This window comes from Pseudorhodobacter sp., from assembly GCF_034675685.1.
In the GTDB taxonomy this organism is placed as follows: domain Bacteria; phylum Pseudomonadota; class Alphaproteobacteria; order Rhodobacterales; family Rhodobacteraceae; genus Pseudorhodobacter.
In genome coordinates, this window is sequence record NZ_JAUCDA010000017.1 from 230,911 (window position 1) to 251,270 (window position 20,360).

The 20,360-nt window shown below is 59.1% G+C and carries 16 protein-coding genes, 1 tRNA gene and 1 pseudogene; 7 read left to right on the forward strand and 11 right to left on the reverse strand.

Annotated elements, in window-relative coordinates:
* The first annotated feature begins 204 nt into the window (after positions 1-204).
* The 3 genes from rpsB to VDP61_RS15460 all read left to right on the forward strand — a co-directional run bounded on the left by rpsB (position 205) and on the right by VDP61_RS15460 (position 4,590).
* Positions 205-975 (forward strand): 30S ribosomal protein S2, encoded by a 771-nt coding sequence (gene rpsB / locus VDP61_RS15450; protein ID WP_323007753.1) that lies wholly within the window; start codon positions 205-207, stop codon positions 973-975.
* A gap of 73 nt (positions 976-1,048) precedes the next feature.
* Positions 1,049-1,945: a translation elongation factor Ts gene (gene tsf / locus VDP61_RS15455; RefSeq protein ID WP_323007754.1), complete on the forward strand. Its 897-nt coding sequence runs from the start codon at positions 1,049-1,051 to the stop codon at positions 1,943-1,945.
* Positions 1,946-2,280: 335 nt separating this feature from the next.
* Positions 2,281-4,590, forward strand: coding sequence for an ATP-binding protein (locus tag VDP61_RS15460; protein ID WP_323007755.1), 2,310 nt, complete (start codon positions 2,281-2,283; stop codon positions 4,588-4,590).
* A gap of 41 nt (positions 4,591-4,631) precedes the next feature.
* Here the strand turns inward: VDP61_RS15460 and tnpC are convergent.
* The 3 genes and pseudogenes from tnpC to tnpA form a co-directional block, all read right to left on the reverse strand.
* Positions 4,632-6,231, reverse strand: a pseudogene (tnpC, locus tag VDP61_RS15465) (IS66 family transposase).
* A gap of 55 nt (positions 6,232-6,286) precedes the next feature.
* Positions 6,287-6,640 carry an IS66 family insertion sequence element accessory protein TnpB gene (gene tnpB, locus VDP61_RS15470; RefSeq protein WP_323006560.1) on the reverse strand — a complete coding sequence of 118 codons (354 nt, stop codon included), beginning with the start codon at positions 6,638-6,640 and terminating at the stop codon, positions 6,287-6,289.
* Positions 6,637-7,065, reverse strand: coding sequence for an IS66-like element accessory protein TnpA (gene tnpA, locus VDP61_RS15475; protein WP_323006559.1), 429 nt, complete (start codon positions 7,063-7,065; stop codon positions 6,637-6,639). Before tnpA ends, tnpB begins: the two co-directional genes overlap by 4 nt.
* A 463-nt stretch (positions 7,066-7,528) precedes the next feature.
* Between tnpA and VDP61_RS15480 the strand changes: the two genes are divergently transcribed.
* Positions 7,529-7,810 (forward strand): hypothetical protein, encoded by a 282-nt coding sequence (locus VDP61_RS15480; RefSeq protein ID WP_323007756.1) that lies wholly within the window; start codon positions 7,529-7,531, stop codon positions 7,808-7,810.
* Positions 7,811-7,875: 65 nt separating this feature from the next.
* The gene (locus VDP61_RS15485; RefSeq protein WP_323007757.1) at positions 7,876-8,139 is read left to right on the forward strand and encodes a hypothetical protein; all 264 of its coding nucleotides are present in this window, start codon (positions 7,876-7,878) and stop codon (positions 8,137-8,139) included.
* Positions 8,140-8,192: 53 nt separating this feature from the next.
* Here VDP61_RS15485 and VDP61_RS15490 read toward each other — a convergent pair.
* From VDP61_RS15490 to VDP61_RS15525, 8 genes are all read right to left on the reverse strand, one after another.
* Positions 8,193-8,282, reverse strand: a tRNA-Ser gene (locus VDP61_RS15490).
* A gap of 480 nt (positions 8,283-8,762) precedes the next feature.
* The gene (locus VDP61_RS15495; protein WP_323007758.1) at positions 8,763-10,727 is read right to left on the reverse strand and encodes an FAD-dependent oxidoreductase; all 1,965 of its coding nucleotides are present in this window, start codon (positions 10,725-10,727) and stop codon (positions 8,763-8,765) included.
* Positions 10,728-10,913: 186 nt separating this feature from the next.
* The gene (locus VDP61_RS15500) at positions 10,914-12,539 is read right to left on the reverse strand and encodes a 5-guanidino-2-oxopentanoate decarboxylase (RefSeq protein ID WP_323007759.1); all 1,626 of its coding nucleotides are present in this window, start codon (positions 12,537-12,539) and stop codon (positions 10,914-10,916) included.
* Positions 12,536-13,357: an ABC transporter permease gene (locus VDP61_RS15505; protein ID WP_323007760.1), complete on the reverse strand. Its 822-nt coding sequence runs from the start codon at positions 13,355-13,357 to the stop codon at positions 12,536-12,538. The genes VDP61_RS15500 and VDP61_RS15505 overlap by 4 nt, the downstream gene beginning before the upstream one ends.
* Positions 13,350-14,177 carry an ABC transporter permease gene (locus tag VDP61_RS15510; RefSeq protein WP_323007761.1) on the reverse strand — a complete coding sequence of 276 codons (828 nt, stop codon included), beginning with the start codon at positions 14,175-14,177 and terminating at the stop codon, positions 13,350-13,352. Before VDP61_RS15510 ends, VDP61_RS15505 begins: the two co-directional genes overlap by 8 nt.
* Positions 14,178-14,229: 52 nt before the next feature.
* A complete protein-coding gene (locus tag VDP61_RS15515; RefSeq protein ID WP_323007762.1) occupies positions 14,230-15,318 on the reverse strand; it encodes an ABC transporter substrate-binding protein in 1,089 nt (362 codons plus the stop codon).
* A 41-nt stretch (positions 15,319-15,359) separates the two neighbouring features.
* A complete protein-coding gene (locus tag VDP61_RS15520; RefSeq protein WP_323007763.1) occupies positions 15,360-16,406 on the reverse strand; it encodes an ABC transporter ATP-binding protein in 1,047 nt (348 codons plus the stop codon).
* Between the two features lie 79 nt (positions 16,407-16,485).
* Positions 16,486-17,394 carry a LysR substrate-binding domain-containing protein gene (locus VDP61_RS15525; RefSeq protein ID WP_323007764.1) on the reverse strand — a complete coding sequence of 303 codons (909 nt, stop codon included), beginning with the start codon at positions 17,392-17,394 and terminating at the stop codon, positions 16,486-16,488.
* 137 nt (positions 17,395-17,531) lie between these two features.
* On the opposite strand from VDP61_RS15525, the gene VDP61_RS15530 reads away from it, so the two are divergent.
* A complete protein-coding gene (locus tag VDP61_RS15530) occupies positions 17,532-19,130 on the forward strand; it encodes an amidohydrolase (RefSeq protein ID WP_323007765.1) in 1,599 nt (532 codons plus the stop codon).
* Positions 19,131-19,146: 16 nt separating this feature from the next.
* Positions 19,147-20,154: a dimethylarginine dimethylaminohydrolase family protein gene (locus VDP61_RS15535; protein WP_323007766.1), complete on the forward strand. Its 1,008-nt coding sequence runs from the start codon at positions 19,147-19,149 to the stop codon at positions 20,152-20,154.
* Positions 20,155-20,360 lie beyond the last annotated feature (206 nt).

Genomic DNA, 20,360 nt, shown 5'->3' on the forward strand with positions numbered 1-20,360 from the left:
GAAGTGTGGGATGCCTGAAAACGGCAGGGCTTGGGCGAAAGCCGGGGCAGGGGCCTTGCAATCGGTTTGGGGGCGCGGTAATGGCTGCGCACTTCACAGGTGGGGCTTGGGCCGTTTCGGGGAGAAATCCCGAAAAGGTCCGCCGGTTGGAACGCAAGTTCTAAAGACGGCCCTGCCGAGGATCAAACCGGAAAAGGATAAGACATGGCTCTTCCTGAGTTCACCATGCGTCAGTTGTTGGAAGCTGGCGTACACTACGGTCACCAGACCGCACGTTGGAACCCGAAGATGGGTGAATACATCTACGGCGACCGCAACGGCATTCACATTCTTGACCTGACGCAGACTGTTCCGATGCTGGATCAGGCGCTGAAGGTTGTGCGCGACACGGTTGCCAAGGGCGGCCGCGTGCTGTTCGTCGGCACCAAGCGTCAGGCGCAAAAGGCCGTGGCCGAAGCTGCCGAGAAATCCGCACAGTTTTACATGAACCACCGCTGGCTTGGTGGCACGCTGACCAACTGGAAAACCGTTTCCCAGTCGATCCAGCGTCTCAAGCAATTTGATGAGCTGATGGCGAATGGCGCCGAAGGCCTGACCAAGAAAGAGCGCCTGAACATGGAACGCGAGCAGGGCAAGTTGCAAGCCTCGCTTGGCGGTATCCGTGAAATGGGCGGGATTCCGGACCTGATCTTTATCATTGACGTTGGCAAGGAAGACCTTGCGATTCTGGAAGCCAACAAGCTGGGCATTCCGGTCGTCGCCGTGGTTGACACCAACTGCTCGCCCAAGGGTATCGACTATGTGATCCCCGGCAACGACGATGCGGCCCGCGCGATTGCGCTGTATTGCGACCTGATTTCGCGCGCTGCCTTGGACGGTATGTCGGCCCAGATGGGTGCTGCAGGTATCGACCTTGGCGCGCTGGAAGACGCACCGATGGAAGAAGCCGTGGCCGAGCCCGCTGCCGAAGCCTGAGACCTGCCGTCTTGATGTTACCCGGTGGGGGTAAGCCCCGCCGGGATTTCTGCATGATATGAGGAGAGCCACGATGGCTATCACCGCACAAATGGTAAAAGAACTGCGCGAAATGTCGGGCGCAGGGATGATGGATGCGAAAAAAGCGTTGATCGAAGTTGATGGCAACATGGATGCCGCGATTGACTGGTTGCGCACCAAGGGCCTGGCGAAAGCCGCCAAAAAAGCCGACCGCATTGCTGCGGAAGGCTTGGTTGGCGTGGCAGTTTCGGGCGGTAAGGGCGTTGCTGTCGAAGTGAACTCGGAAACCGATTTCGTTGCGAAGAACGCTGACTTTCAAAAGCTGGTGACGGGTATCACCCAAGCCGCTTTCGGGGCTTCGTCGGTTGAAGGCCTGGCTGCCGCCGAGATGAACGGCAAATCGGTTGACGACACCATAACCTCGGCTGTTGCCGTGATCGGCGAAAAGCTGTCACTGCGCCGTATGGCCGTGGTTGAGGGCGATAGCGTAGCGGCCTATGTGCATAACGCAGCCGCCGATGGTATGGGCAAGATCGGTGTGCTGGTTGCGATCAAAGGCACCGATAACGGGATTGCAAAGCAGATTGCGATGCATATTGCGGCAACCAACCCGTTGGCGCTGGCCGAAGCAGATCTGGATCCGGCCCTGGTAGAGCGTGAGCGCGCCGTACAGACCCAGAAAGCCCTGGAAGAAAACGCCTCTTCGGCCAAGCCAAAGCCGGATTCGGTGATCGAAAACAACATCATTCCGGGCCGTATGAAGAAGTTTCTCGAAGAGAACACGCTGATGGGGCAGAAATTCGTTATCAACCCCGATATCACTGTGGCACAGGCCGCAAAGGATGCCGGCATTGAAGTGACGGCTTTCGTGCGCATGGCCGTTGGCGAGGGCATCGAGAAAAAAGAAGAAGATTTCGCAGCCGAAGTTGCCAAAACACTGGCCGGCTAAGATTTCTGCCCGATATGTCAAAAGCGGCCCGGTTTTCCGGGCCGTTTTTTTATGGCCGATGTGTCGATTTTCAGCGGCGGCTGGTATCTTGGGCTGGTCAGGGCGTTTCGCCGTGAAGCCTTCCTGACATAAATGATTTCAACGCGTTATGTGATGGGCTGTGTTTCAGGTTAAAGACGAAACGCTGCAGGGCAAAAGCCGCGCGCGCCAACGACCCAAGAGCGGTAGCGCCTGTTTTTATCTTGCACCCCCCGAGTGTTTGGCGTTGGCTGTTAAGGGCTGGTTAATGATTATTGCTCTAGTGTCAGGCAATCGAACGATGGTTGGAGATGAGAGTGGCGAAAGCCTTGGAGCTTGGGCGCAATCTGGTTGATACGGCAAAGGAGCTTGGGCCAAAGGCCTGGCTGCTTTTGGCTGCGGCAATCGGATGTTTGGTTATCAGCTATCTCGCCCCTGACAAGGCCACCCAGCAAACGGCTGCGGTTGCGGGTATAACCTTTGCTTCGCTTATTTTATTGATACGCGGCCTCGTTTTCTGGTCCAGTCGCGCGGATCGCCGGCGGGCGCGTGACCTGCAGACCCTTGTGGGAAAAGACGCAACGCCTTGTTTTACAACCGATGATTTTGGCCATGTGTTGTACATGAACGCCGCAGCCCATGAGCGATTTGGATCGGCAAAAGGCGCAACGTTGATTGCAAAGCTGAATGACCATTTTGCAAGCCCGGCATCGGTCTTGTTCCGCCTGCAAAGCCGGGCAAGAAATTCAGGCGCTGCCCGCGAGGATGTGGTTACGCGACGCGGGCATACGCGGCTTTCGGTTCATATTCTGGCCAGCAAACGCTTTCTTTGGCGTCTGGAAGAATTTGTCGATCGGTCCCAGGCGGGGCGCGGGGCCGAAATGCTAAGCCTGCCCATGATGGTGGCCAACAAGACCGGGGTCGTTCTTTTTACCAATGAAGCGATGCGCAGATTGCTTGGGTCGCGACCCAAGCGGATGGATCGGGTGTTCACCTCTCCGGTTCTGCGGTCCGGGGAAGTGGTTGAAATTGCTGCTGCCGAAGGGCCCGTGCGTGCGATTCTGGCTGAAATTGATGGCATTGGTGAACGCCGTGAAATCTATCTTTTGCCGGTTGATGAACACCCGAACGGCACCGAAACGGTCGCGGATTTTGAAAACCTTCCCATCGCAATGATCAAGTTCAGGGCTGATGGAACCATGCGGTCGGTCAATGCCTCTGCGCGGGGGCTGACCAAGCTCACTGCAAATGAAAGACCACCAATCCATGATCTTTTTGAAGGGCTTGGCAGGTCCGTGACAGATTGGATGGATGATGTTTTGGCCGAACGGGTTGCCGAGGCCGCCGAGGTGATGCGGCTGCACCGTGATGGCAGCGACGTATTCATGCAAGTCGCGTTGCGGCGCATCGTTGACAATGGGCTTCCTGGCGTGCTTGCGATTTTGCAAGACGCAACTGCCTTGAAAACACTGGAGGCACAGTTTGTCCAAAGTCAGAAGATGCAGGCAATCGGTCAACTTGCTGGCGGAATCGCGCATGATTTCAACAATCTTTTAACCGCAATATCCGGACATTGCGACCTGCTGCTGTTGCGCCACACACAGACCGACCCAGAATATGCCGATCTTGTGCAGATTCACCAAAACGTAAATCGGGCCGCCAGTCTCGTCGGTCAATTGCTTGCATTTTCACGCAAGCAAACCCTCAAACCAGAGTATATCAACTTGCATGAAGTGTTGTCAGACATGACGCATCTCTTGAACCGCCTCGTCGGGGAACGGGTGAAACTGGTACTGACCCATGCCACCGAAATCGGGATGATCCGCGCCGACAAGCGGCAGTTGGAACAGGTTTTGATGAATCTTGTCGTCAACGCACGCGACGCAATGGAAGATGGCGGCATAATTCGAGTCGAGACTGAATCAATTACGCTCTCCCAAGATATGCCACATGAACGGGTTGTTGTACCCAGGGGAAAATACTCGGTTATTCGCGTGATTGATGAAGGTTGCGGAACTGCCCAGGATCAATATCAAAAGATATTCGAACCTTTCGTAACCACGAAGGGGGTCGGCAAAGGAACAGGGCTAGGGCTATCAACGGTTTACGGAATCGTAAAGCAATCCGGTGGCTTTGTATTTGTAGAGAGTGAACTCCAGAAGGGATCGGTCTTTACCCTCTATTTCCCGGTACATGAAGGTGCCAAAACCACCCAGGCAACGCAGCACAAGCCGGCAGCAGTGCCGCTCAACAAGGCCGGAGAGGGCATAGTTCTACTCGTTGAGGATGAAGCCCCCGTAAGGGCTTTTGCCTCGCGCGCCTTGCGCCTGCGTGGATACACTGTTCTGGAGGCGGAGAGCGCTGAAGTCGCTCTCAAGACGCTGGAAGACCCATCATTGGAAGTTGACGTTTTTGTCACCGATGTGGTCATGCCGGGGATGGATGGCCCTGCTTGGGTGCGGCAGGCTTTGCGCGACCGTCCGGATGTGCGTGTGGTTTTTGTTTCCGGATATGCCGAGGATTGCCTCTCGGAAAACCAGGCGCGAATCCCCAATTCGGTATTCCTCGCCAAGCCTTTTTCACTGAACGAGTTGGCAACCGTAGTCCAAAACCAAATGCTGCATTAGGGCCGCTGTTTGGTAAGCGGTCGCTGGGTAGCACTGTCACCTTATCTTGGCGGCGTGAAGTTCCACGGCAGCAGGTCGTCTAGGCGGCTTTGTGGGTGGCCGTTGGCAATCGCGGTCAGGGTTGCCTTGAGATAGGCAAAGGGCTCGATGCCGTTAATCTTGCAGGTCTCGATGAGCGAGGCGATGCGGCCCCAGGCGATGCCGCCTTCGTCATGCCCCGTTGCCCGGCAGGGTTTTGGCAAGGCCAAAATCCCGAGAGGGGGCGAAGAGCGCGTTTTTGCGATTAAGGGCTATCGGGCGGATCAGGTTTTCAACCCTGTTGGAGTCAATCTCCACGCTGCCGTCCTGCAGGAAGGTTTGCAGCCCGTCCCAGTGGTTATGGATGTAGGTCAGCTTTTCGCCCAGGCGGGATTTTGCGGAGATCTTGCGGCGATGGGTCTGCAGCCAGTCACCGAATGCGGCCACCAACGGCGCGGTGCGGGCTTGGCGGGCAGATAGGCGCTGGCCTTGCGAGACGCCGCGGATGTCGGCCTCGACGGCATAGAACTCAGCGATGCGGCGCAGACCCTCGGCGGCGATCTCCGATCCGTCGCGATCGAAGACCTCCTTGAGTTTGCGTCGGGCATGCGCCCAGCAGTGCGCCACCCGAATGGGCGCACCTCCCTTGCGCGCGGGTTTGGTCAGGCGGTTGTAGCCGGTGTAACCATCGATCTGCAGGATGCCATCGAAGCCGGTGAGGAAGGTTTCGGCATTCTCGCCCGCGCGGCCGGGGGCATAGAAGTAGACGACGCCGGGCGGGTCCTCGCCGCCCCACGGCCTGTCATCACGGGCGAGCGCCCAGAGATATCCGGTCTTTGTCACACCGCGCCCCGGGTCCAGCACCGGGGCTGTTGTCTCGTCCATGAACAGTTTGGATGACCGCTTCAGGTGGTCGGCCAGCCGGTCAACGATGGGTTTCAGGTGGAACGCAGCCTTGCCGACCCAGTCGGCCAGCACGGCGCGGTGCAGATCGAGGCCCGCCCGTGCCATGATCTGGCTCTGGCGATACAAGGGAAGATGGTCCGCATATTTGCTGACCAGCACATGGGCGATGGTGGCCTCGGTCGGCAGGCCGCCCATGATCAGATGGCTGGGTGCTGGGGCTTGGGTCACCCCGTCGGTGCAGGTCCGGCAGGCATACTTCGGCCGCACGGTCACGATGACGCGCAACTGCGCCGGCACGATGTCCAGCCGCTCGCTGCGGTCTTCGCCGATCTTGTGCATGACACCGCAGCCACAGGGGCAGATCAGGCTGGCGGGCTCAACGATCTCTTCGATCCGCGGCAGCGCGGCTGGCAGGTTGCCGATGGTGCGCTTGGGCGTAGGCTTGGTCGTCCCGTTGTCCGCCTTGGCGGCCCGCGTTTTCTTTTCTGTCTCAACCTCGGCCAAGGCGATGGACAGGTCTTCGAACGCCAGCTGGCGTTCATCTTCAGACAGCTTTTCTGACCGCTTGCCATGCAGGGCGTGGTTCAGCTCGGCGATGAGATGCTCTTGCCGACGGGTGATTTCTGTCAGTGTCGCCACCGTTTCCATCAACGCCAGCACCGCCGCGCGTTGCGCGGCCGGGATGGCGGAAAGGTCGATGACGGGTGCGGTTTGCATGGGCTGAAGCTACCATAAAAACCCCCGCAAAAACACGCCAAACCAAGCGGTTGATTCACTCTGCCGCAGCTGGCGGGCGTGCCTCCAATGCCTTTACTTTGCGCCAGTCGAGACCCGCAAACAGCGCCTCGAACTGGGCGTGGTTCAGCGCCATCACCCCATCCTTGATCGCGGGCCAAGTGAATGTCGCATCCTCCAGCCGCTTGTAGGCCATCACCAAGCCAGTGCCATCCCAGAAGAGCAGCTTCAACCTGTCCGCCTTACGCGAGCGGAACACAAAGACCGTGCCGGTGAACGGATCCTTGCGTAGCACAGACGACACAATTGCTGCCAGGCCATCATGGCCTTTCCTGAAGTCGACAGGCTGCGTCGAGACCAGAAACCGCACTCGGTTCGAGGGGAGCATCATGACGACGGCCCGATCGCCCGCACAATCTCGGCAATCCGCGTGGCTGTCGTTGCACCGTCCAACCGGATTGTCACCTGGCCCACGGCGATCTCGATAAATCCCAAGGGCTGCGCTTCAGACTGGCCCGGCCGCTCAGGACGCGTTGGCACAGCACTAGTATTCTCATCCAACAGCACAAGAGGCGCAAAACAAAAGCCGCTGTCCGCCAGCGCAGGCAAAACCAACTTCCCGTCGCGCGCCCGACCACGCCATTCCGACAAGTGGTTCGCCCGAAGCCCATACCGCGCCGCAACCGCGTTCACCGTCACACCAGGCATCAGGCTTTCTGCAACGATCTGCGCCTTGACCTCGTCTGGCCACCGCTTCTGACCATTGGCCCGTATCTCCACACCGTAGTCCCTGAGAAACTCCACCGTAGTCGCCATCGCGAAACTCCTGCCCCGATCTCCATCAGCCGTGGAGTCGCAGGTCAGGCAAAAACTGGGAAGGTGCCGCCTAGGAAACGCTTACGCTGTTTGATTGGTCGGGCACCGTTGGATGGCTTCAAAACCGTGCCGCACCGCTGGGTTGCCAAACGCGCACATGGCTGGGGCGATGCCGAGGGCTGCCAAAAGATTGGGACAGCCCATCGCAAGCGCCTAAACTTGGCTCCTCATTGCCCACATCCGATGCGTCCCCCGCTATCTCGCAATAGCCTGAAAATGAATCGATAGTTTGGAATTCGTAAACGTCCGGTTTGGCCGCCCCTATGCTGCAGTTTTCCACGGCAGCAGATCGTCGCCACGGGTGATCTTGTAGTCAGGTATGCGGGCAAGGGGGCGCGGCATAGGGCCACACAGGCCGCATTGGCGCTTCTGGACGGTCAGGCCGAGCCCTACGCAAAAGGCTGTGGAAGCCGCGCTGGCAGGCGATACGGCGGCGCTGCGATTGTGTCTCGAACGTATCGCGCCCCCGCGCAAAGATGCACCTGTTTCCTTCGCGCTTCCCCGCATGAAATCGGCAGCCGATGCAGCCAAGGGCGCGGCGGCGCTGCTGGCAGCCGTGGCGATTGGCGATCTGACCCCGACCGAAGGCGCGCATGTCATGAGCCTTATCGAAACCTACCGCCGAACATTGGAAACAACTGAACTGGAAGCCCGCTTGCTGGCCTTGGAAAATGGCAAGCCATGACGCTGCGGCGGCGACTTGCCAAGCTGGAAGCCATAAGAAAGCCCGTGGCCGAGGAACCGCGTTTAATGATATTCAAAGAGACGTGGCGCGATGATGCAGGCGATCTGGTAAGTATCGCCAATCGTGCAAAGGTGCTGACTGCAACGGGCTGGCAATCTATCCAGCGTCGGAATGATGAACCCGAAGCAGAGTTTTTGCTACGCGCTGAAGGATTTGCGGGCGACCCTGCGGCCAGAAGTGCTTGGGTACTGGCAGTACTGCGCCGAAAACATGCTGCACTTGATCCGCTACAATCCGAGAGCATCCGCGACGCGCTGGGGGAAGGATAGGGGGGAAGCGATTTTGCGTTTCCCTTATATTTCAATGGCTTGGATTGCGCAAATGGCGGAGCGAGAGGGATTCGAACCCTCGAGACGGTTCCCCGCCTACACACTTTCCAGGCGTGCGCCTTCGACCACTCGGCCACCGCTCCGTTCTGCTGTCTTTAGCCTGCATTTGACGGCCATGACAAGAGGAACAATTGAGAATCCTTACATTTATCATTGCGCGGCTCTGGTGCGCTGTTTCCCTTTCAGGATGATTTTTTTATCTGGGCAGAAGCTGAAAGATGTGGGGTCGCGATATCTTTTATACAGACACGCCTGAGCGCAAACAGATTGCGCGCCTCACAACCGTCGCGCGCCCGTCGATGGCTTGGCGATTGAAGGCCATCGCCAAGCCGTCAATGCGCGATTGCTGGCCAAGTTGTTCATTGGAGGTGGGGGCAAACCATCGCGCGACATTTCATATATGCCAGCAGGCGGCGGCAACCGCCCCGATCTCAAGGTCAATGGCGAAAACCTGCGAAACGCGTGATTGTCGCCATCATGTGCGGGCGGAAATGGGGAAACAGCCTGCGGGTCGAAAATGCCGGATATGACACGGAGGTTTAGGCACTGGTGCTACGGCGCGGCTACAGGGCGCGCCCGATCCGCAGCCCCTCCAGCACCGCTTCTTCGGCTGTGCGCGGTGCGATACAATCACCAATCAGGTGATGCGGCAGGCCAAGCGCGCGCAGCATGGTTTCGACGCTGGTGTCAGGCGTGTGGCCCTGCGCCAGCACCAGCGTATCAACCCCTTCGCAGATCACGGGTTCACCGCTCATAAGATGTTGAAGATAGACGGTATCTTCATCAGCGCCAAACAGACGGACGTAAGGAACCATGGTAACGCCGAGTTTGTGCAGCCGGGCGATGCTGGCATCGCGAACATACATCTGGATGGTTTGCCCCGGCATGTAACCATTCACCGCCAGTGTGACAGAACAGCCCTGCTGCGCCAGCATTTCGGCCACACCGATACCGATCCAGTCGGCGCGCCAATCAGCAACGACAGCCGATGGCCCGACTTTCACCTCGCCACGCAACACCTGCCACGCATCGACGACATGGGCGCTATCGCGGCCTTCAAACGCGGGCCAGCGCGGCGTTGCGCCACTTGCCACGATCACCACATCTGGCGCAAACTCTGTGATAACGGCCTTGTCGACCAACACCTGTTTGCGCACTTTAACCCCCGCCAGTTCCATTTCGCGCGCAAGGTTGGTGATGATACCGCCAAATTCGGCGCGGTGCGGCAAAAGCTGTGCGAGGCGGGCCTGCCCACCAAGCTGTGCATCGCGTTCAAAAAGTGTCACATCATGCCCGCGTTCTGCCGCGGTCGCGGCGGCTTTCATCCCGCCCGGGCCGCCCCCGATCACCATAATGCGCCGCTTTTGCGTGGCAGGCATGACCGTGCCGTATGCCAATTCGCGCCCGCTTACCGGGTTCTGAATGCAAGAGATCGGATAGCCTGCATGAAAATGCCCGATGCAGGCCTGATTGCAGGCGATGCAGGCGCGAATATCATCCACGCGCCCGTCGCGCGCCTTGTTGCCGATCTCGGGGTCGCAGATCATTGCGCGCGTCATCCCGCACATATCCGCCTGACCCGAGGCAAGTATCCGCTCGGCATCCTGCGGCTGGTTGATGCGCCCCGTCACGATCGTAGGCAGGCCGGTTCGGGCACGAATACCATCGGCCAAAGGGGCGGTATAGCCGATGTTTTCATACATGGGGGCCGCGATATGGACAGAGCCCGCCAAGGTCGCCGAAGACCCCGCAACCACGCTGAGATAGGTCAGATCGCCATCGCGCGCGATCCTCTCGCAGGCCGCTTGCATCTCGGGGGCCTCCATACCCTCATGGCTGCGCTCATCCCCTGACAGCCGCAAACCGATCACAAAGCCCGGTGAGGTCTTTTTGCGGATATCGGCGGCAATCGCCCGAATGAAACGGGTTCGGTTTTCCAGCGTGCCGCCATAGTCATCATCGCGCATATTGACCTGGGCGTTGAGAAACTGGGCCGGCAAATAGCCGTGAGAGGCGACAATCTCGACGCCGTCCAACCCGGCCTTTTGCATCCGCACGGCTGCATCGCCGAAAGCGGCAATCACCTCTTCGACCATCTCGATGGGCATAGACCGGGGCATCACATGAAACCGCTCATTCGGGGTGGCAGAGGCGCTATAGGAAACAGGGGCGGTGCCGTCTTCGGATGCAAGAATTTCGCGCCCCGGATGGAAAAGCTGCGCGACAACGCCGCAATCGTATTTATGCAACGCCTGGGCCAGATTGCGATAGCCGGGGATGCAATCATCACTGTCGATGCGAATGGGATGGGCCACAAACACACCGCTGGCATGGGCAAGCGCCACCTCGATGACAATCAAACCGGCCCCGCCTTTTGCGCGCGCCTCATGATAGGCGATCATGGCCTCGCCAATTTGGCCACGCTCATTCAGGTGGGTTTCATGGCCGGTTGAAACGATGCGGTTCTTGACCGTCAGATCTCCTAGCTGAAGTGGCGAGAACAGATTTGGGAAATGCGAGGCGTTCATGGCGTTGCGTGTCCTTGTTGGGGCGTTCAGGTCCCTGGCCCAAGTTGTGGAACATGTTGAACCACGCGGCCGAGGCCGCTTCAAGCCAATGTGTGGGTTTGGCACCAAGCGGCCCCGCAAAGCTGGCGCCACAGCCAAGTGCCGCGCGTGGTCTTGGGACAAGCAGGTTGCGCAGCTTTTCCTGGGTCATTGCCTTGCCGCAAAGGGCTGTTGGAACTTTTGGCGCAATTCATCCCCAAAAATGAGCATGACCGGGCACGCAGCTTTTGCTGCCCCCTGCAGATCATCTGAAAGGCTTTCGGCGCTTTCAGGGCGTTTGACCTTCCAACCGCAAGCCGCTGCAATCGCCGCAATATCCGGTGTCAGGATATCGACGCCCAGCGGCGTGATGCCGTTGCTCTGCATATAGGATTTGATCTCGCCATAGCCGTTGTTGTCATGCAACATCAAGATTACCGGCACTTCGGCCTCGACCGCGCTGACCAGTTCCGCCAGTAAGAATTGCAAACCACCATCCCCCACCAATGCGATAACCGGTCGCTTCGGGGCAGCCAATGCAGCCCCGATTGCTGCAGGCAGGCCATAGCCGAGCGTGCCGAATCCGGTTGCGGAATTGAAGTAGCTTCCGGGTGTGGCCGCGGCAAAGCCGGTGTTGCCTGCATAGACAAGCTGGGTGGAATCCCCGACCAAGACCGCGTCGGGCAGGGTATCGCGCATGACCTCCAGCATCTTCAGGTCGCCACGCATCGCGACTGGCAGATTGGCACAGCCACGCATCGCCTTTGCCGCCCTTGCGGCACCATCACATGTGCCCAAGGCGGCCAAACCGCTGGCCAGGGCCAGCGCCGCCTCATTGGCATCGGCAATCATCCCGATATCGGCCAGCGGCCCGCGCCGGATCTGCACCGGGTCCAGATCGACCCGGATCAGCCGACCGGGCACATCAAAACCGCCGTCCTCATAAAAATCGTAATCGGTCAGCCCGAACTCGGTGCCCAGCGCCAGCACCACATCAGCCTGCGTGATGAGCTGCCGCGTTTCTGGCATGGACGGCGTAAGGCTGACCGCCAGCGGGTGCGAGGGCGGCAACAGCCCCCGTGCATTGGTCGTCATCACCACGGGGGCGTCAAGTTTCTCGGCCAGGGCCTGCACGGCTTTGGCTGCCCGCACGGCACCGCCGCCGACCAAAATCATCGGGCGCTTGGCATCTGCCAGAAACTGGCGCGCCTTGGCCAAGGCATCCGGGGCAGGGGCCGGGCGTGCCAAGGCCGCCGCACGCCGGGGGGCGGGCAAATGGTCGGCGGATGCCAGCATCACATTCATTGGCAATTCCAGGTGCACGGGGCGCGGCCTTGCGCCCTCGAACACGGCAAAGGCCTGTGCCAGCGCGGTGGCAAGCTCCTCCGGGCGGTGGATCGTGCGGCTAAAGGCGGCAACCTTTTCTATCATGCCGCGCTGGTCGGGCATCTCGTGCAGCCAGCCCTCGCCAGACCCCATGCGCCCATGCGAATTGACCGTGGAAATCACCAACATCGGGATGCTGTCGGCATAGGCCTGCCCCATCGCGGTTGTGATATTCGTCATTCCGGGGCCGGTGATGATGAAACAGACACCGGGCCTGCCGCTGACCCGTGCATAGCCGTCGGCCATAAAGCCCGCCCCCTGTTCGTGGCGCGGCGTCACATGGCGGATCGAACTGCCATCCAGCCCACGGTAAAGCTCGACTGTATGCACACCGGGGATACCGAACACGACATCCACGCCATAGGCTTCCAGCAATGCTGTCAGGTATTGACCGGTTGAGATTGTCATGTTGTCTTGCCCTCGCCCCGTTTGCGCGCGACGGCCTGGAACAGCGTTCGCAGCAGGATGGCGCTGACCACCAGAACAATCAGCACCACTGAAATGGCTGCGATTGCGGGGTCGATGTTATCGCGTAGCCCCATCCACATCATCCGGGGCAGCGTGGCGATATTGACCGATGTAACAAAGATCGTCACGCCGATCTCTTCCCATGACAGCATGAATGTCAGGAAAAAAGCCACCATCACGCCAAACCGGATATTGGGCAGGATGACGCGGAAAATCCGCGTTCCAATTGCCGCCCCCATCGCCCGTGCGGCCAGATCTATGCGCCTGTCCACCTGGCTGAGCGCCACTGTGATCAAGACCACAGCAAAGGGCACAATCATCACCGAATGGGCCAGCACGACCCCTGCAAAAGTGTCATAGGCGACGACATCCGTGTACCCCCCCAACGAGATCAGAAAGAAATAAAGCGTCAGCGCCGATACCACGGGCGGCGCAACCATTGGCAGCAGCGCCACGCCCATCATCACGCCCGCGAAACGCGGCCGCAACATCCAGATGCCAAGGCTGAAAAACAAGGCCATAGCGGTGGCCAGTGTCGCACTTGTCAGGCCGATGCGCAGTGACAACCAGACCGACCGACCCCAATCGGGGTTTTCGATCAGCGAACGATAGTGGCGCAGTGACCATTCATCGGTTGGCACCGAAAGATAGCGTGCCGGGGTAAAGGATACCGGAACAACCGCGATCAGCGGCATCAACAAAAACACCGCAACCAAGGCCGCCAGAACAGAGATGATGAAACCGGGGCGATTAGGCATTGTTGTTTTTCTCCGGATTGGTGATGCGCATCAACAGCACCATCAGCGCGCCAACCGTCAACATCAACAGAACACTGATTGCGGCAGCAAGCCCCCAGTTCGGGATTTGAAAGATGTAGAGGTAAATCAACTCGGCCACCATCACGCTGCGCCCGCCGCCCAAAATGGCCGGGGTGACAAAGAACCCGAGTGAAAAGACGAACACAACAAGCGCCGCACCAAGAATTCCCGTTGCGGTCATCGGCACGAACACCTGCCAAAACACGCGGGCGCGGCCAGCCCCCATGCCGCGCGCGGCTTTCAGCACGCGCTCATCGACGTTGCGCATGGCGGTCGCCAGCGGAAACACCGCAAAGGGCAGCAAAAAATGCGTCATACCGACGATAACACCGAATTCGTTGCGCACCATGGCAAGGGGCTCGTTGATAATGCCGAGCGTCTCTAGCCAACTGTTCAGGATGCCTCGATTGGAAAGCATGGCAAGCCAGCCAAAAGCGCGGGTCAGCAGCGAAATCCAGAACGGGATAAGGATGCATAGCTCCATCACCAACCGCTGCGCCGGGCTGCCACGCACCCACAGCAGCGTTACGATATAGGCACCGATCACTGAAAACACGGTAACCAATACGCAAACCCGCAAGGTGCGTACAAATACCGACAGGATCAAAGGATCACTGAGCGCGGTGGCATATTGCCCCAGGCCGAGTTCGGGCTGGGTCACGCTCCAACGCATGACGCCCAAAAAGGGCAGGATATAGGTCAGCCCCAGAAATAGCAGCAATGGCCCAAGCAACATCAAGGATCGGGGAAGCGTTTTCATGGGGTGCCTTTCTTTTGGGCCGCCCCGGCGGTTGGGCCGGGGCGATAGCGGGTCAGGCCGAAATGATCTTCAGGTATTCATCCAGCGCGGCGCCGTAGTTTTCTTCGTACCACGCCATATCCAGCGGCACCTGCACGGCATAATTCGCATCATCAGCCGGGTTGAACCGCGCATCTTCAGCGGGGATCAGCGTGTCGGCGGCGGGGTTGGCCGGCCCTTGCCCCAGCATTTCGAACATGACGACCTGTTTTTCCGGGTCTTGGGCTGCGGCGATGAATTTCATCGCATTTTCCCTGCCCCCCGGATTGCCCTTGATGACCGCCATCGCGCCCGGCGAAATCAGACCCTGATTCCAGGTGAACTTTATATCACCGCCCGAATCTTCCTCGATCAGCCTGGCGCGGGTCGACCAGATAATCGCCATGGACGCATCACCGTTCAACAGCAGGGACTGGCTTTCCGAACCGCCGCCCCAATAGGCCACGATATTGTCCTTGAAGGCCGCCAGCTTCTTGTGCGCGCGTTCGATATCCAGCGGATAGAGATCGGCCGGCGCGACGCCGTCCCCCATCAGCAGGGCCTCCCACATACCCGAGCCCCATTTATACATGGCACGCTTGCCGGGGAATTTTTCGATGTCAAAGAAATCGGCCATGCTTGTCGGCGGGGTGTCGCCGTATTTCTTGGCGTCATAAGCAATGATGTAGGAAAAGAAATAGCTGGATGCCGAATATTCCCAACCAAAGCCCGGCCGCATCTTGGCTTTGTCCACCACGTCGTAATCAATCGGCTCCATTATGCCCTTCTTGCCCAGCGTCTCGGCAGAGAAGGGATCGACATCCACAATATCCCAGCTTGGCTTGCCGCTTTCGTATTGGGCCGCAATTGCACCTTCGGTTGGGCCAGACCCGTCTTGCTTGACCACAATACCGGTCGCTTTCTCGAACGGCTGACCATAGGCTTTGTCATAGGCGGTGCCTGCGTCGCCGCCCCAGTTGACAAATACCAACTGCCCGGAGTCCGCGCGCAGTGCTGTGCCGCGCAGGGCCATCGCACTGGTGCCCATCAGCAAAAGCCCCATTTGCGTAAAGCCGCGCCGCGTCATGGCTGTTGCCGACCGTCTGTTTTTCGTGTCGTTCATTGTCGTCTCTCCCCTTGTGCTTTTCGGTTTCTCGCAGAATGTCAGAGGTATAGGCCCCGCTCTTTGGGCCAGCCGGCCCAGATTTGGGTGCCAAGGGCAATGCCTGCGGGCAGGGCCGCGGTTGGTACATGCAAAATGACCGGCACGTCGCTTTTCGTGCGCAGGGACAGCCGTGTCTCGGCCCCCAGATAGGTCAGGTCTTCCAGCCGCGCGGGAATGGCGTTGCCGGTTTCGGGGTTTTGCAGATGCAATTGCATGTATTCGGGGCGCACCCCCAAATACCCGCTGGGCGCGCCGGCATCGGCACCAATTGCGATCGGGTTCCCTTCAAAGCAGCCCTTGTCTAGCGGGAATATATTGATATCGCCCAGAAATTCAGCCACGAAGCGGCTGGCAGGGCGTTCATAAATATCGCGCGGCGCATCGACTTGTTGCAATTTCCCATGATCAAAGATCGCGACACGACTGGAAAGCGCCAAGGCCTCGGATTGATCATGTGTCACAAAAATGAAAGTCGTGCCGATTTCGCGGTGCAGGCGGCGCACCTCATCTTGCATCTGGCCGCGCAGGTTTTTGTCCAGCGCCGAAAACGGCTCATCCAGCAGCAATGCGGGCGGCTCATACGCCAGCGCCCGCGCAAGTGCCACGCGCTGTTGCTGCCCGCCCGACAGGCCAGAAGGGCGCTTGTGGCCATGCCCCGACAGCCCGACCATTTCGATCATTTCTTCTGTGCGGCGCTTGACCTCGGAACGGCTGCGCCGCTGCACCTTGAGAGGGAAGGCGATGTTTTGTTCTACCGTCATATGCGGAAACAGCGCATAGCCCTGAAACACCATGCCAAAGGCGCGCGCCTCGGCGGGGGAATTGGTTACGTCATCGCCATTCAAAAACAGCCTGCCGGCGCTTGCTGCCTCGAACCCGGCAATAATCATCAAAAACGTCGTTTTGCCCGACCCGCTTGGCCCCAGCAGCGTCAGGAATTCGCCGCGCCCGACCTTCAGGCTGACATCGCTTAGCGCGTTGAATGCGCCATAGGTCTTTCGGATCTTTTCTGCGCCGATCTCGGCAGCCCGGTCTGTCTGTGGCATTGGCAACTCCGCTTTGGTCAAAGCATAGAAGGACGATGGGAAAACGAGCAACTGAATTGTTTTCGCGGCTTTGACAAATCTAATTTGCCGACGCGGCAGTTGCATGCGCGACTTTGGGCAGCTCATCCATAAGCCAGTCGCGAAACGCAGCAACGATCTGATTACATGGCGGCGCGCCGGGGATCACCAGAAAATACGATTTGGGCGAGCGGATCGAGAGGTCGAACGGGCGCACGAGTTGCCCTGATGCCATCGCCTCATAACAGATGAACGCGTCCCCCATCGCAATGCCCTGCGATGCCAGACAGGCGGCATATACCATATTCATGTCGCAAAACACGATACCCGTGCGGGCGCGCGCCGCTTCCAGGTCGGCAATGCGGAACCAGGCCTCCCAATCATCAAAGCTCGACAAATGCATCAAGCCCGCGCGCAACGCATCGGCGGGTTCAGACAGGCCCAGCCGGTTCATCAAGGCCGGGCTGCACAAAGGCGTAAACTCCACTTCCTGCAGCCGTTCCACTTGCATTCCCGGCGTGTTGCCGTTTGAAAACGTGATGAACATATCAACTTCAGGTGTGGTTACATCATCCAGCCGTCGTGGCGTGACGATGTGCAACTCTACATCAGGGCAAACTTCACGAAAGCGCCCGATCTTGGGGCAAAGCCAGGACGAAGCAAACCCAGGGGTGCAACTGATTGTCAGCGACCCGCTGACACCGCGACCGGCATTGCGGGCCGCCGCCACCGTGATGGCAGAAAGCGCGCGGCGGATATCGCCCGCATAGGTCTGGCCTTGTGGTGTCAGCTCCAGCCGGGTGCCAACGCGGTTGAACAGGTTGAAACCCAGATCGCGCTCTAATTGGCGCAGTTGATGGCTTACCGCGCTGCGGGTCAGGTTGAGATCTTCGGCTGCCTGCCAGACCGAACCGAGTCGCGCAAAACTTTCAAGCGCGCGCATCGCCTGGGTAGAGGGTATCCGCGTCATGACTGCTCCTTTGTCCGTTCGTGACAGCATAGCGCAAAGTTCAACATCCGTGAAAATGATTTGTCGATGCTACGAAAAGGTTTCACTTTTGCGACCCTGTGGTTGTTCAGTAACGTCAGCGCAAAGGGAGAATTGCCATGCCTCTGAGTATTGCCCAGACCCACGCCATTGCTCATGTAAGCGAACAGGCCGGCAGATTGTCCGAATGGTGCGCGCGCATTTTCGACTATGGCGAAACCGCCTGGCGCGAATACCAATCCGCCGCATGGTATGTGGAAACTTTGCGTGCGCAGGGTTTTACCGTCGAAGAGGGCTCTGGCGGAATGCCCACGGCATTTTGTGCCGAATGGCACAATGATGTGGGCAGTGGCGAAATGCCGATTATCGGAATGTATGCGGAATATGACGCCGTGCCGGGCAACTGTCAGGCCGCGCAGCCGTTTCGCGCCCCGCGTGCGGGGCTTGGCTATCAGGCCGGGGGGCACACCGACCCGCATTCCGGTCTGGGCATGGCTGGCCTCGGCGGGCTGCTGGCGACTAAGGCTGCGATGCTGCAGCATGGTATTCGCGGTGGGCTGCGCTTTACCGGCGAACCGGCAGAAAAGGTGCGCGGCTCCAAGCCAATTCATGCGGCAAAGGGCTATTATGACGGCTTGGCGGGGATGCTGTCGTTCCATCCGTTCTATATGCTGCCGATGTGCAATACCGTTCGTCTTGATACCCACTGCGGCGCTGCCTATTCGATGATCTACCGTTTCATCTGCGACACGCCTGAAAATTGGGGCGCGGCAGATGGCGCGCCGATCCCGCAATCCCATTCGGCGGTGCGGGCACCGGGGGCAAATGACGCGCTGGTCATGATGTATCAATCGTCCAGGATGCTGCGTGAAGCGATGCTGCCGCATCAGGGCGGCTGGTCAATTTCAGAGGCGGTCCTGACAGCAGGTCAGGCCACGGCCGATAATTTGCCAGCCGGTCTGGCCGAATTGCAATATATGATGCGGGTGCCAACCCTTGCCATGGCCGAGCAGATCACGGCAGTTCTGGATCGCAACGCAGCCGCCGCCGCCGCAATGACCGGCTGCCGGTGGGAGCGCCATTGGGTTTGCAAGTCCCGCCCGGGCCTTGCAAATCTTGCCATTGCCGGAACCGTCTGGGATGCCCTGCAAGCGGTTGGTGCGCCAGAATGGGGTGCCGACGCGATCAAGGTTGCGCAGAAGATGCAGGCAGCCCTTGGGTTGGACCCGATGGCGCAGCCCTTTCTGGATGAATGCAGCCGCTTGATGGACCCGCAACAGGCCGAAGCGATTTTGCGCCATGATCTGCCGCCTTCGCAATTGAACTCTACCTCGGATGACTACACCGATATGACCTGGCACACACCAACGGCGCGGTTTTATATCGCCCGCCCGGCGTTGAAAGCCCCAAAAGGGGCAGGGGCCTATCCAGCCTGGGTGATGAACGCATTGGGCGGCATCCCGGCCACCATCGACCCGATGGTGCAAACCGCCGCCAAAGTGCTGGCGGTGTCTGCCCTGCGCTTGCTGGAGGATAAAACCGCCCGCGACGCTGCGATGCAAGAGTTCAGGCAGCGCACCGGCGGTGGGGTTGGCGGAACCGACTGGTGCCCCCCCCTTTGTGATTATGAGCCGCCGATCCATTTCCGCTGGCCCGAATATGTAACCACGCCACGCGGCCGCGATTGGTGGATTCCGTCCACCATGCCCGGCGCGTGATATGAAAGGATATGACATGACCCTTGATCAGACCCGCGCAGACCAATTCAGCCTTCAACGCCGGAAATCCGGCGGCGGCACCGCCCGCCTGTCTGGTTGGGGCTTTGCCAATGAAACCGACCCGCTTAGCGATGTGCTTCTTGGTTCGCCCGCGCATTTGCGTCACCTTGCCACCTCCAGCCTGTCACGCAAACATCTGCGCGAGGCGCCTTGCAACATTCAGGTGGCGCAGGCCCAACATGCCGAACTGGTTGCCGCCTATGAACATTTCGGCGTCAAGGTGCATATGCATCAGCCGCACCCTGAACTGCCGATGCAGGTTTATGCCCGTGATTCCAGTGTGATGACCCCATATGGCGCGATCATCACTGCCATGGCCCAATGGTGGCGGCGCGGCGAAAACTATGCGGCTATCCGTAGCTATGAAAGCCTTGGCATCCCGATCTATGACATGGTGACCGCAGGCACTTTTGAGGGCGGCGATTTCAACGTGATCGAGGATGGCTGTGTGCTGATCGGTTGTGGCAGTGCGCGCACCCAGGAAGAAGGTGCGCGCCAGGTGCAAAGCTGGTTCGAGGCTGAAGGCTGGGAAACAAGGCTAGCCTTTATTGATGAATATTATGTGCATATCGACCTGATGGTCGTCCCGGTGGCTGAAAAGCTGACCGCTGTCTGTTTGGATTGCACAGAACCCGGCATCGTGGATTGGCTCAAGGCAAAGGGGCACGAGATCATCGACGTCCCGTTCAAAGACACCATGGCATTGGGCTGCAATTTCATGTCGTTGGGGCGCGGCAAGGTGATTGCGCCGACGGCGTCGAAAACCCTGATCGACCAATTGCGCGCGCGCGGCTTCGAGGTGGCAGTTGTCGATACGCAGGAAATCTCGAAAACCGGCGGTGGCATCCATTGCATGGCACAGGCATTAAGGCGCGTCGCGGCATCAGCGTGCTCAACGATCACCGCGTGCCCTGTCGGATCGTGGCTGACGATACGGCAGCGGCCGCGCGGTGGAAACCTGTAGCGCGGCGCAACAAAGGCGCGCCTTGGGAATGAAAATCACGCAATCGCGGCGCCAGGGCGTAATGGCTACAATCTGGCGCGGCTCAGGGTGTAACCCAGAGCAAAGAAGCGGTGCCGGCATTGTTCTGTTTCAATACCGCAAGCCTACCGCTTTGGCTCTCGTAACCTGCAAATATGCCAATCTTGATAAGATATTGGCTGGGGCGG